The organism is Catellatospora sichuanensis (assembly GCF_007483665.1).
In the GTDB taxonomy this organism is placed as follows: domain Bacteria; phylum Actinomycetota; class Actinomycetes; order Mycobacteriales; family Micromonosporaceae; genus Catellatospora; species Catellatospora sichuanensis.
In genome coordinates this window covers 88,402-101,571 of the sequence record NZ_VIQO01000011.1, presented here as the reverse complement: position 1 = coordinate 101,571, position 13,170 = coordinate 88,402, and the positions used below count along the sequence as shown (strand labels likewise).

General features: G+C 72.6%; 8 protein-coding genes and 1 tRNA gene. 6 read left to right on the top strand and 3 right to left on the bottom strand.

Going from position 1 to position 13,170, the window contains the following annotated elements; all coding sequences use genetic code 11:
- Positions 1–88: 88 nt before the first annotated feature.
- Positions 89–565 carry a DUF6220 domain-containing protein gene (locus FLL47_RS22155; protein ID WP_144122482.1) on the bottom strand — a complete coding sequence of 159 codons (477 nt, stop codon included), beginning with the start codon at positions 563–565 and terminating at the stop codon, positions 89–91.
- Between the two features lie 189 nt (positions 566–754).
- Here FLL47_RS22155 and sigJ point away from each other — a divergent pair, with 189 nt between their 5' ends.
- Positions 755–1,690 carry an RNA polymerase sigma factor SigJ gene (gene sigJ / locus FLL47_RS22150; RefSeq protein WP_144122481.1) on the top strand — a complete coding sequence of 312 codons (936 nt, stop codon included), beginning with the start codon at positions 755–757 and terminating at the stop codon, positions 1,688–1,690.
- A 6-nt stretch (positions 1,691–1,696) separates the two neighbouring features.
- On the opposite strand, the gene FLL47_RS22145 is transcribed toward sigJ, so the two are convergent.
- Positions 1,697–2,215, bottom strand: a complete 519-nt coding sequence (locus FLL47_RS22145) for a pyridoxamine 5'-phosphate oxidase family protein (protein ID WP_144122480.1) — start codon at positions 2,213–2,215, stop codon at positions 1,697–1,699.
- 149 nt (positions 2,216–2,364) lie between these two features.
- Here FLL47_RS22145 and FLL47_RS22140 point away from each other — a divergent pair, with 149 nt between their 5' ends.
- Positions 2,365–3,396 (top strand): endonuclease/exonuclease/phosphatase family protein, encoded by a 1,032-nt coding sequence (locus FLL47_RS22140; protein ID WP_144122479.1) that lies wholly within the window; start codon positions 2,365–2,367, stop codon positions 3,394–3,396.
- A gap of 106 nt (positions 3,397–3,502) precedes the next feature.
- Here FLL47_RS22140 and FLL47_RS22135 read toward each other — a convergent pair whose 3' ends face one another.
- Positions 3,503–6,304, bottom strand: a complete 2,802-nt coding sequence (locus FLL47_RS22135; RefSeq protein ID WP_144122478.1) for an AfsR/SARP family transcriptional regulator — start codon at positions 6,302–6,304, stop codon at positions 3,503–3,505.
- Positions 6,305–6,500: 196 nt separating this feature from the next.
- Here FLL47_RS22135 and FLL47_RS22130 point away from each other — a divergent pair, with 196 nt between their 5' ends.
- The 4 genes from FLL47_RS22130 to trpD all read left to right on the top strand — a co-directional run bounded on the left by FLL47_RS22130 (position 6,501) and on the right by trpD (position 13,164).
- On the top strand, positions 6,501–7,835 hold the full coding sequence (locus FLL47_RS22130) for a M23 family metallopeptidase (RefSeq protein ID WP_246158414.1): 1,335 nt from the start codon (positions 6,501–6,503) through the stop codon (positions 7,833–7,835).
- 111 nt (positions 7,836–7,946) lie between these two features.
- Positions 7,947–8,074, top strand: a tRNA-OTHER gene (locus tag FLL47_RS43040).
- Positions 8,075–8,213: 139 nt separating this feature from the next.
- Entirely contained in the window at positions 8,214–11,924 is a 3,711-nt protein-coding gene (locus FLL47_RS22125) for a family 78 glycoside hydrolase catalytic domain (RefSeq protein ID WP_144122477.1), read from the top strand.
- Between the two features lie 217 nt (positions 11,925–12,141).
- Positions 12,142–13,164, top strand: a complete 1,023-nt coding sequence (gene trpD / locus FLL47_RS22120; protein ID WP_144122476.1) for an anthranilate phosphoribosyltransferase — start codon at positions 12,142–12,144, stop codon at positions 13,162–13,164.
- Positions 13,165–13,170 lie beyond the last annotated feature (6 nt).

Here is a 13,170-nt window from a genome sequence, read left to right as displayed (position 1 = left end):
CACAGCCGTCCCGGAGCCGGCGAGGCACCACCGTGTCACTCCCCAGGACTGCGAAAGATTACCGCAACTTCGATGCCACGTCTTCGTGTCATGACACCGGTGCGGCAGGTTCGGCGACCTGTCCGGACGGCTGCGCGTGTTCGCCGGTGCCGGTCCGCCCGGCGGGGGCCGCGGACCTCGACAGCGTCCACGCCCGCCGGGCGACCGTCACGACCACGGCCAGCAGGGCCAGGCCGTTGAGCGCGTGCAGACCGAAGACGAGCCCGCCGACGGTGCCGTCACCCGTGTCACCGATGGCCCCGGCGACCTTGGCGATCACCACCTGGCCGGCGGTCAGCCCGGCCACCAGCGCGGTCGACCCGATGAGCCGCCCAGGGATCCGGGCCGGCACGGCGACGATCACCATCAGCACCGGCAAGAGGAAGGTCACATACCCCAGCGCATGGTGGGGCCGGTAGGCCGCGTCATCGGTCGCGATGCCGAACGCGCCGCTCGCGGCGAAGAAGAACTCCGCCATGACGACCAGCATGAGCAGGACCGCCAGCGCGGCAAAGGCCTTACGCATCGGAAACTCCTTGAGATCGGTCGGATCGGGAGCCGGCCGGGTTGCCCGGCTCTCCCACGTGCAGGATGGTGTCCCGGTAGTCCGACGATGCAACCGCCGGGAATGTGAGGCGGCTCGTCGACCTCACGTTCCGAGGCGCCGTTTCGTCGAACCGGTGACCGCGACCGCGAGGCAGGAGCAGGCGACATCATGGACATCCCAGCCGAGCCGGTGGACGGTGGAGCCGACCCGGGCCTGCGCGCGATCATGAGCGAACGGCGCCATCTGATCAATCTCGCGTACCGGCTGCTGGGCTCGTTCAGCGAGGCCGAGGACGCCGTGCAGGAGACGTATGCCCGCTGGTACGCCATGTCCCGGCAGCAGCAGGAGGCCATCGAGTCGCCCGGCGCCTGGCTGACCACGGTCGCCGGCCGCGTCTGCCTGGACCTGCTCGGCTCGGCTCGGGCCCGGCGGGAGCGCTACGTGGGCGAATGGGTCCCTGAACCGCTGCCCGGCCGCACCGACTGGATCGGCGGCCGGTCGGGCGGGAGCACGGTAGACCCGGCCGACCGGGTCACCCTGGACGAGTCGGTCAGCATGGCCTTCCTCGTCGTGCTCGAACAGATGACCCCGGCTGAGCGGGTCGCGTTCGTCCTGCACGACGTCTTCTGCCACTCCTTCGCCGAAGTGGCCGAGATCGTCGGCCGTACGCCCGCGGCCTGTCGCCAGCTGGCCTCCTCGGCCCGCCGTCGTATCCGCGCGGCGCGTGCTCCCGCGGATCCGGCCGCCCAGCAGGCCCGACTCGTCCGGGACTTCAAGCGGGCCTGGGAAGCCAAGGACATCGACGCCCTGATCAGCCTGCTCGACCCCGCCGTCACGATGATCGCCGACGGCGGCGGCCAGGTCAGCACCGTGCTCGGTGCCGTCGAAGGCAGCGAACAGGTCGCCCGCTACGCCGTCCGGATCGCCGACTGGGCGCCCGCCATGAAGATCCTGGAACGCACCGTCAACGGCAGGCCGGGCTTGGTGGCACAGCAGGACGGCGTCATCGTGACGGTCGCGGCGTTCGACGTCGCGGGCGGCCGGATCAGGCACATCTGGGCCGTCCGCAACCCCGACAAGCTCCGGCCGTGGACGGCGGGGTGACCTCTGTCAGTGGGCGAAGTCCCAGCGGGTGGCGCCGTGGGGTTCGGCGGTCGCCACGCCGACGGCGGTGCGCAGCGTGAGGCGGTAAAGATGCCACGGTGCGGGGCCCGCGCTCGGCGCGCTGTACGGGGCCGTGAGCGCGTCGTCGTCCACCGAGGCGGGCCAGCCGCCCTCGCGGTAGACGGCCGCGAGACGTTCCAGCACGGACGCTTCGGTGATCCGATTCGCCTCGCCTTCCAGCACCAGGTCGATACCGGGCAGGCGCACCGAGACGCTGCACGCCGGATTCGCCGCCAGGTTGCGCGACTTGAGCGTGCCCGGCCCGCTCGTGAAGTACAGCGCGTCGTCCACCCATACCGCCCCCACGCCGGCCGAGTGCGGGCGTCCGTCGGGCCGCACCGTCGCCACGAAGAACGTCAGGTCGGCCTCGGGCGTGTCCTTGACGAGGATGTCGCGCGGGCGGCTCCACGGCAGCTCCGCGGACCCGTATCGGTCGAGATTGCGTGTCGAGATCGGTTCGGTCATGGGTTCGTCATACCCCACGCGGACGCGCCGATGACATCTCGGCACCCGAAACTCCCGGCCGGGTCGCGGTGCCGATGAAGATCAGCACCGGGAACAGCGGTGCGGCCGCGACGGTATGATCACCGCGCGCAGCTCAGAGTGGGGGACCGTTGACCGACACCGCCGTCAGTGCCCCGCAGACTGCCGACCGGCAGCAGACGGATGCTCGTCGCAGTCGCCGCCGGCTGGCCCGACTGGCCGCCCGCCTCGCCCTGGGCGCCGTCCTCGCCGTGCCGCTCACCCTGCTGATCGTGCGGCTGACCGGGCTGGACGCGGGAACCCCGCTCGCCGTGCCGATCGTGCTCTTCCCGTATTCCGTCGCGCTCGGCTTGCTCGGGCTCGGCCTCATGCTCGCCGTCGCCACGCTGCGCTCGCGGTGGGCGGTGATCGTCGTCGCCGCGCTGACCGCTGCTCAGGTCGCGCTGCTGGCACCTCGCTTCATACCGGACCAGCAGAGCGTTCCGGCACAGGCGGCCATACTGCGCGTGGCCACCCTCAACGCCAATGTAGGCGCGGCGGACCCGGCTGCCCTGGTGCGGCTGGTGCGGACCGAGCGCATCGACGTGCTCTCCGTACAGCAGCTGCCGGTCGCCGGAATCGCCGCGCTCACCGAGGCCGGCCTGGACACCCTGCTGCCCTATCACGAGCTTCGCCCCGAGTACGACTCCTCGATCTACTCGCGGTTCCCGCTGACCCGCGGCGGCCCGCTGCAGGCCGACACCGCCTGGCCGCAGACCACCGCCGAGGTGACCGTCGACGGACGCACCGTACGGCTGGTGGCCGTCCACACGTACTACCCGGTCGGTGACGCGGATCGCTGGACCCGGGACATGCGCGCCCTCGCCTCCGTGGCCAGGGACAGCGGCCCGGACACCGTCCTCCTGGGGGACTTCAACGCCACCCTGGACCAGACGCCGATGCGGGAGCTGCTCGCCGCGGGCCTCACCGACACCCATGCCGAGCTGGGTCGCGGCTGGGCCCGCACCTGGCCCGTGGGCATGACCCTGCTGCCGCCGCTGGTGCAGATCGACCACGTCCTGCACGGCTCCGGCCTGGCAGGCGTCTCCGTCGGCGAACGGACCGTGCCGGGCACGGACCACCGCGCGGTGGTCGCCGTGCTGGCGCTGCTGCCGGGGAAGTAGCGTCCCAGGCAGGATCCCGTTCGCCGAGTGACGGCCGGACCCGGCACCATCGCGCTCCGATCACGCCGACCGCGGCCCGGCGGGTGCCGGCAGCCTGGCCGCGCGATCAGGCGGCCGTCACGCGGGCGAGCCGCCGCCGGGCCCCGTCGGCAGCAGGGTCCCCGAGGTCGTCGTAGATGCGTTTCGCCCGCCGCCAGGCCTCGGCGGCCGCGGGCAGGTCCGCCATCTCCTCGCGCGCCTCACCGAGCCGGGTGAGGGTCTCCGCCTCGTGGTAGCGGTTGGCGGAGTCCCGGAAGCGTTCGATGGACTGCTCGTAGCACTCCACCGCCTCGTCGAGGTCGCCGAGCCGCTGGTATGCGAAGCCGAGGCTGTCGAGCGTCGCCGCCTGGCCCACCCGGTCGTCCATCTGCCGCTGCTGATCGAGGGCTTCCGTACAGTCGGCGACGGCCTGCCCGAAGTCGCCGTTGAGGGCATGGAGGTATCCCTTAGTGTTCAGCGCGCGGGCCTCGGCGTAACGGTTGCCGATCAGCCGGGACACCCGTAGCGCTTCGATGCTGTGGGTGAGCGCCTCCTTCAGCCGGCCCCGCGCGGTGCAGTGCTCGGTGTAGTGCCGCAGGGTCAGCGCGAGACTGTCCAGATCGCCGAGCTGCTCGTAGAGGTCGAGTGCCCGCTGCACGCGGTGTTCGGCGCCATCGTGGTCGCCGAGCCGCATGAGCGCGCGGGCGAGCATCCGGTTGGCGAGGGCCTGGGCCTGCAGATCACCGATCCGCTCCGCGGCGGTGAGCGCGGCCTGCTGGGCCGCCAGCTGCTCCTGGAACAGGCCGCGCGGGGCCAGGTAGGCGGCCAGCGTCCAGGCGAGCTGGCAGGTGTACCGCTCGAAGCCGGTCTCCGCGGCCTGGCGCAGGACCCGCAGCAGGACGGGGTGCTCGGCGTTGAACCACGCCGCGGCGCCGGTCCGGTCGGCTACCGGCACGCGGATGTTCGACGGCAGCGCGGGCACGGCGTCGACCGGCGTCCACGTCGGCTGGAGCAGCAGCGCGGCCGGATAGGCGCTGTGCAGGTAGTGGTCGTACATCCGGCGCCGGGCGTCCTGCCGGACGTCGGCCTGTTCGGACGCCTGCGCCAGCTCGGCTGCGTACGAGCGGAGCAGGTCGTGCAGGGCGTATCGCTCCGGCAGATGCTCGGTCAGCAGGTGCAGGCGGGTCAGCTCGTGCAGCAGCGGCGTGACGTCGGCCCGGGGCCGACCGAGCAGTGCCGCGGCGGCGTCGCCGGTCAGGTCGGGGCCGGGATGCAGGCCGAGCAGGCGCAGCAGGCGTGCCGCATCCGCGCTCAGGGCCCGGTGCGACCAGGAGAACACGCGCCGCACGTCACCGTCGGCCAGCGCCCCGAGCCTGCCCTCGGCCGGGCGTAGCTGCGCCGCGACGGCTTCGAGCGGGAACGTCGGTTTGCCGGCGACCCGCGCCGCGACCATCGACAGGGCGAGCGGAAGGCGGCCGGTCGCCTCGATCATCTCGGCGGTCGCCGCAGGCTCCGCGGCGACCCGGTCAGCGCCGAGCCTGCTGCGCAGCAGGCTCATCGACTCCGCGGCTGTGAGCACGTCCAGCGTCAACGGCCGGGCACCCTCCGCCGCGACGAGGCTGCTGAGCTGGTCCCGGCTCGTCACGAGGACGACACACCGGCCCGCGCCGGGCAGCAGCGGGCGCACCTGGTCGGCGTCGCGCGCGTTGTCGAGCACGACGAGCATCCGGCGGGAGGCCAGCAGGCTCCGGTAGAGCCCGGTCCGGGCGTCGGTGCTGGTCGGGATGCGGCCGATCGGCACGCCGAGCGCCTCCAGGAAGGCGACCAGGGCGTCGGCCGGGGACACGGCATCGGCGTCGTCGTATCCGCGCAGGTTCACGTAAAGCTGGCCGTCGGGGAAACGGTCGACGACCCGGTGGGCCCAGTGCAGCGCGAGCGTGGTCTTGCCGACGCCGGCCATGCCGCTGACGGTGGTGATGTCCACCCCGGCCGGTCGATCGTCGTCGACGTCCAGGGCGGAGTCGAGCCGGGCCAGTTCGGCGTCGCGGCCGACGAAGCCCGGCAGGGCGAGCGGGAGCTGCCGCGGTTGCCCCTCCGGCGGACCGGGTGGCGGGCTGTTGCCCGGTTCGGGCCGCGGTCCGACGCGGTGGTGCAGGACGTCGTCGTGCAGGCGGGTGAGCTCCGGTCCGGGGTCCATGCCGGTCTGCTCAGCCAGCACCCGTCGGGCCTGCCCGAACGCCGCCAGCGCTCCGGCGACGTCGCCGATGTGGTACAGGCTCGCCATGAGCTGGGCCCAGGCCCGCTGCCGCAGCGGATGGCGCTCGAGCAGGGCGCGCAGCCGCGGGATGACCACGGCCGGCTCACCGAGCGCGAGCCGCGCGACGGCGTGGTCCTCCTCGGCCAGCAGCCGTCGCTCCTCCAGTTGCGCGACCCGGCCGGTCAGGAGCCGGGGCAGCGGCAGTCCGGCCAGCGCCGGGCCACGCCACATGCCGACCGCGTCGGCCAGCTCCGCCTGCGCGCCCGCCGGGTCGCCGTCGGCCAGCGCCGCCCGGCCACGCGCCGCGGCGGCGTCGAACCGGTCGAGGTCCCGCTCGCCCGGCTCGACCCGCAGCAGGTAGCCGCCCGGGGTGGTGAGGATGCGGCGCTCGGCGGCTGGCGGCTCGGTCAGCGCCTGGCGCAACCCGCGCACGTAGGTGCGCACGTTTGCGGCGGCCGACGCGGGCGGCTGGTCGCCCCACAGCATCGCCACCAGCTCGTCGGTGCTGATGGCCTCGGCCGGCCGAAGCAGCAGGGCCGCCAGTATCAGCTGCTGCTTCGTCGAGCCGAGCGTGACCGGACGGCCGTCACGGGACACCGTCAGCGGGCCGAGAAGGTCGAAGTGGACGGACATCCTCACCTCGCGTGCAGTACGGCGGCCGCGGCCGACCGGTTATACGGCGATGTGCACGGGTTGTAGGTCGGCCACCGTACCATCCGGCCGCGCGCGATCCGTCGAGCCTGATCGATCTCCGCGTGGCGCGTGCGCGTCGCACACCCCCTGTCGCAGTCACGGCCGGATCGGCCGTGCCTCAACGAAAGGCACCCCCTTGTCCGGAGGATTTCGTCGCGCCCTGACCGGCGTGTGCGCCATGCTGCTGGCCGTGCTGGCGGTCGGGGCCGGTCCGGCTCGTGCGGCCGGCCCGATGCCGTTCTTCCAGCTGCCGTTCCCGTGCGGCGAGACGTGGCGGCTGGCCACGTACGCGGGCCACGACGACTACGACATCGACATGACGTTCACCGGCGGCGGCAGCAACGGCCGCATGATCCTCGCCGCGGCCGGTGGCACGATCAGCGCCGGGTGGAGCGGCGGCGGCGGCAACTACGCCGTCATCGACCACGGCGGCGGCTGGCGTACCACGTACATGCACATGCTCCAGCCGGCCACGCGCAGCTCCGGCTGGGTCGACGGCGGCACGCCGATCGGCTGGGTGGGGAGCACCGGCAACTCGACCGGACCGCACCTGCACTACGAGGTGACCCGCGACGGGGTGAAGACCGAGGCCTACTTCAACGGCTCGGCCTCGGGCATCACCTCCGACGGCAGCGCCAACACCGGCCCGATCTGGGTCAACGGACCGGTCTCGCCCGCCCGCAACGCGACCAGCGCCAACTGCAACGGCGGGCAGCAGGTGTACGAGGCCCACAGCGCCAACGGATGGCGGATGCTGCCGGTGTCCGGCGGCTACGGTCCGGTGACCGGGTCGGCCACGGCCGCGATCCAGCTCAACGGCGTGAAGATCCTGTACAGCGTCAAGGGCGGCCAGATCTTCGAGGCGGCCAGCAACGCCGGCTGGAACAACCTGCACACCGGCATCAACGGCGCGCAGGGCACGGCGCTGGCGGCGCTGAACCTCAACGGGGAGAAGCTGATCTACAGCGTGGTCGGCGGTTACGTGCACGAGGCGAGCAGCAACAACGGCTGGCGCAACCTGAACACCGGGATCGGCGGGGTCGGCAACTCCTCGATCTCGGTGATCGGGCTGAACGGCGTCAAGTACATCTACAGCATCGTCGGCGGCTACGTGCACGAGGCGCACAGCGCGAACGGGTGGCGCAACCTCAACACCGGCGTGCCCGGCTCGGCCGTCGCCGCGATCACGGTCGGCACCACGAAGATCCTCTACGTGGTCAACGGCGGCTCGGTGTACGAAGCGGCCAGCAACGCGGGCTGGGCGAACGTGTGGACCGGCATCTCCGGTGTCTCCAGCGCCACCATCGCGGCGGCGAACCTCAACGGGGAGAAGCTGATCTACACGATGGCCGGCGGTTACGTGCACGAGGCGAGCAGCAACAACGGCTGGCGCAACCTCAACTCGGGCGTCACCGGGTCGCGCACCAGCGTGCTGGCCCTCAACGGAGTCAAATACCTCTACTCCAACTGATCCCAGGTCCGGGGCCGCTTGCCGAGCCATGCCGGATGCGGCTCCGGCCCTGCTCGGGCAGGAGCAGGAAAGGCGTTGCACGTCGCATCGTCGGGGGCCGACGATGCGGTCGGACCGGTGGCAGAGCCGGGTTATCGCAGCGCCCCGAGTCAGATGCCGCGCACGCGCGGGTGGCTCGACGGCGCGTGGGGACGCTGGCGTGCCACGCCCCACCGGGGGTTCGAGTCCCCTCCGGTCCGCTCCAACTGATGTGCCCCATGTGTCGGGGACGTTACGGCGAGATATTGACAGCGTTGATTGGGCACCCTAGTGTCTGGACACCGGCCGTGAAATGAAACGTTTTAATCGCCGCACGCGATCCCCCTCATAGGAGTCGCCATGCACCGTCCCGATCCTGCCCGCAGCCCCCGCGGACGAGTGGCCGCCGCCCTCGCCGTCCTCCTCACCGCCACCGCCGTCCTGTCCGCCGTGCCCGCAGCCGCCGCCACCCCCGTCAGCGTCAGCAGCGCACACTGGATCTGGTATCCCGAAGGCGATCCGCGCACCACCGCACCGGTCGCTCACCGCTACTTCCGCAAGACGTTCACCGCGCCCGCCGGTGCGGTCAGCGACGCGCAACTCGTCGTCACCGGCGACGACACCGTCGACGTATGGCTCAACGGCAAGCCCCTCGCAGGGTCGGCCCGGGTCGTCGACGCCTGGAAGAACGCCGTCTACATCGACCTGGCACCCGCGCTGGTCGCCGGGACCAACACGCTCGCCGTCGCGGCGCAGAACACCAGCTCCGGCCCCGCGGGCCTGCTCGGCCGGGTGTACGTCGCCGCTGCCGGCGGCACCGTCGACCTGATCACCGACGGCGGCTGGAAGGCGTTCCAGAGCGCGCCGACCGGCTGGGAGCAGCCCGGCTTCGCCGACGGGTCCTGGCCCGCCGCCATGGACCTGGGCGCATACGGCGTCGCGCCGTGGAACAGCGGGGTGATCGCGCCGACCATCAGCGGGGCGTCGCCGTTCGCGGTGGGGGAGGCGACCGCCGAGCGGCGCGTCAACCCGCTGGGCGTCGACGCCGCCGCGCCGCGGTTCGGCTGGAAGCTGACGTCGAGTACGGCGCAGCAGTTCCAGGCCGCGTACCAGGTGATCGTGGCCAGCAGCAGCGCCAACGCCGGCAACGGCACCGGCGACGTGTGGGACAGCGGGCGCGTGGCCGGCCGCCAGGCCGTCGACGTCGCGTACGCCGGTCCCGCGCTGACCTCGTTGCGCCGGTACTACTGGCGGGTGCGGGTCTGGGACACCCACGGCCGCGCGAGCGGCTGGAGCACCGTCCAGTTCTTCGAGACCGGCCTGCGCAGCCCGGCGTCCGAGTGGCAGGGCTCCTACATCGGCCAGCCCGCCGTCACCGACGGCCTGACCGGGGCCTCCTGGATCTGGTATCCGGAGGGCGACCCGATCGCCGGTCTGCCGCCGATGACCCGCTACTTCCGGCGCACGGTCGCGCTGTCGGCCGCACCGACCCAGGCGAGCCTGGTGGTGACCGGTGACGACACCGCCGACGTGTGGGTCAACGGCGTGCAGGTCAGCAGTTCGCCGCGGGTCACCGACTCCTGGAAGCAGGCGACGGTCGTCGACCTGGTCGGCCGGCTGACCGCGGGCAACAACGTCATCGCGGTCGCCGCGCAGAACACCACCCAGTCGCCGACCGGTCTCATCGCGAAGCTCACCGTCGCCGGTGGACCGACCGTGTCCACCGACGCGAGCTGGAAGGCGTCGCAGACGGGCCCGTCGGGCTGGCAGCAGGTCGGCTTCAGCGACAGCGGCTGGGCCGCGGCGCGGGCGCTCACCGCGTACGGGACCGGGCCGTGGGGCGCCAACGTGGTCGTGCGCCGCAGCGCCCCGCTGCTGCGCAAGGGCTTCACGGTCAGCAAACCGGTCGCCTCGGCCCGCCTGCTGACCACCGCCCTCGGCCTGCACGAGACCAGGCTCAACGGCGCCAAGGTCGGCGCGGACGCGCTCGCGCCCGGGTGGACCGACTACAACAAGCGCCTGCAGTACAAGGTGTACGACGTCACCGGCCAGCTGCGGCAGGGCACCAACGCGCTCGGCGCGTGGCTGGGCAGCGGCTGGTACTCCGGCAGCCTCGGCATGGCCGGCTCCCAGCGCTACGGCACCCAGCCCTGGTACTCCGCCCAGCTGCACATCAGCTACACCGACGGCACCAGCGGCGTGATCCGCACCGACAACACGTGGAAGGTCACCACCGGCCCGATCCGGGCCGAGGACCTCTACAGCGGCGAGGAGTACGACGCCCGGCTGGCGGTCAACGGCTGGGACGGCCCGGACTTCAACGACGGCGCCTGGCCCGCCGCGGCGGTGCGTACCGGCACCGCGCCGCGCCTGGTGTCGCAGGTGGACAACGGCGTCACCGTGCAGGCCGAGCGGCGGCCGGTCTCGGTCAACCAGCCCAAGCCCGGCGTGTGGGTGTTCGACATGGGGCAGAACTTCACCGGCTGGAACCGGCTGCGGGTAACCGGCGCGGCCGGCACCGTGGTCACCATGCGCCACGCGGAGGTGCTGAACGCCGACGGCACCATCTACACCGACAACCTGCGGGCCGCCGGGCTGGCCACCGACCGGTACACCCTGGCGGGTCCCGGCACGCAGGAGGTCTGGACGCCGCGGTTCACCGTGCACGGCTACCGCTACGTCGAGGTGACCGGGTTCCCGGGCACCCCGAACCTGGACACCGTCACCGGCCTGGCCGCGTGGACCTCGGCGAGCCAACCGGGCACGCTGACGACGTCCAACAGCCTGATCAACCAGCTGCAGCAGGCGATCGTATGGGGTCAGCGGTCCAACATGCTGTCGATCCCGACCGACTGCCCGAACCGCGACGAGCGGCTCGGCTGGACCGGCGACATCGCCTCGTTCGCCGCCACGTCCACGTTCAACCTGGACATGCAGGCGTTCCTGGACAAGTTCGCCGACGACCTGGTCGACGCCCAGCACGCCGACGGCGCGTTCACCGACACCGCACCCGACGCCTGCTGCGGCGCGGGCACGGCCGGCTGGGGTGACGCGGGCGTGATCGTGCCGTACATGCTGTGGCAGCGCTACGGCGACCTGCAGGTGGTGAACCAGCACTTCGACGCCATGGCCCGCTGGGTCGACTACCTGCGCAGCACGTCGGGCGCGGACCTGATCCGCAACACCGGCGGCTACGGTGACTGGCTCAACGTCAACGACGACACGGCCCGCGACCTGATCGCCACGGCGTTCTTCTCCTGGTCGGCGCGGCTGGTGTCGCGGATGGCCGCGGCCACCGGCCGCACCGCGCAGGCGAGCAGCTACGGCACGCTCGCCGACCAGGTCGCGACGGCCTTCACCAACCGGTGGGTCGCCGCCGACGGCACCGTGGCCGGCAACACCCAGACCGGCTACGTGCTGGCGCTGGCGTTCGGGCTGCTGCCGGCCAACCGGGTCGCCGGGGCGGTGAACAAGCTCGTCGCCGAGGTCGCGTCGGCAGGCGGTCACCTGACCGTCGGCTTCCTCGGCGTGGAGAACCTGCTGCCGGTGCTGGCCGACAACGGCCGGGCCGACATCGCGTACCAGATCCTGCTGCAACCCGGCTATCCCGGCTGGGGCTACATGCTCAGCAGGGGAGCGACGACGATCTGGGAACGCTGGGACGGCATCCAGACCAACGGCACCTTCCAGACCCCGTCGATGAACTCGTTCAACCACTACGGCCTCGGCTCGGTCGGCGACTTCCTCTACCGGCAGGTCGGCGGCCTGTCCGCAGCCAGCCCGGGCTACCAGTCGCAGCTGGTCGCGCCGCGCCCCGGCGGCGGCCTGACCTCGGCCAGGTCGGCGATGCAGACGCCCTACGGGCAGGCGGTCAGCGACTGGTCGGTGTCCGGCGGGGTGCTCACGCTGCGGGTCACCGTCCCCGCCGGCACCTCGGCGACGGTACGGGTGCCGGCCGCCTCGGCCGCCGCGGTGACCGCACCGGCGCAAGCGGTGCCGTTCGGCTACGGCCAGGGCGCCGCGTCCTACCACCTGCCCTCGGGCAGCTACGTGTTCACCGCCCCGGCGTGATCACGAACCGGTGAGAAGCGGCCCGCCCCGGTGCCGACCGGGGCGGGCCGCTTCGTCGATGCGTGCTAGCCTTCCCCGCATGATCTCGCGTCGTCAGGGCCGGTGGCCCGCCTCCTAGGCGGTCACTCCTGCACGCGTACACCGCGGCCGCCTCCGGACGAGGCGGCCGTCGTCGTTGACAGGCCTCGACGGTCGGCCCGACCTTCGAGGACGGACGATGGACTGGACCACGATTCTCACCACCCTGCTCGCCGCCGGTGACCTCACCGCCGACGAGTCCGCCTGGGCGATGAGCCAGGTCGTGCAGGGCGACGCCACGCCGGTGCAGCTCGCGGCCTACCTGGTCGCGCTGCGGGCCAAGGGCGAGACCGCCACCGAGGTGGCAGGAGCGGCGGACGCGCTGCTCGCGCACGCCGTGCCGGTGACCATCGCGGGCCCCACCGTCGACATCGTCGGCACCGGCGGCGACGGCACCGGCGCCGTGAACCTGTCCACCATGGCCGCGATCGTGGTCGCGGCGACCGGGCTCACCGTGGTCAAGCACGGCGGACGGGCCGCGTCGTCGACCTCGGCCGGCTCCGGCGACGTGATCGAACGCCTCGGCATCCCGCTGGTCCTGTCGCCGTCGCAGGTGGCGAAGGTGGCCGCGCAGGCGGGCATCGTCTACCTGTTCGCTCCGGCATTCCACGCCGGCATGCGGCACGCCGGGCCGGTGCGGCGCGAGCTGGGCGTGCCGACCGTCTTCAACGTGCTCGCCCCGCTGATCAACCCGGCTCGCCCCACACATCAGCTGGTCGGGGTGGCCGACCCGCGTTTCCTGCCGGTGCTCGCCGACGTGCTCGCCACCCGCGGCTGCCGGGCGCTGGTCGTGCGGGGCGACGACGGCCTGGACAAGCTGTCCACGAGTACGACGTCGCAGGTCATCGAGGTACGCGACGGCGTGGTGCGGCGGACCGTGCTCGACCCGGAGCGGTTCGGCATCGCCCGGTCCACGCCCGGCGCGCTGCGCGGCGGAGACGCGAGCGCGAACGCCGCGGTCGTGCACGCGGTGCTGGCGGGGGAGCGCGGCCCAGTGCGCGACGCGGTCCTGCTCAACGCCGCGGCAGCCTGCGCGACCATGGACGGCGGAGGCGACCTCGACGAGCGGATGGCGGCGGCGCTGGTCCGCTGCGCGGATGCGATCGACAGCGGTGCCGCCGCGGCGACGCTCCAGCGCTGGAGCGCAGCGTCGAACGACTGATCCACC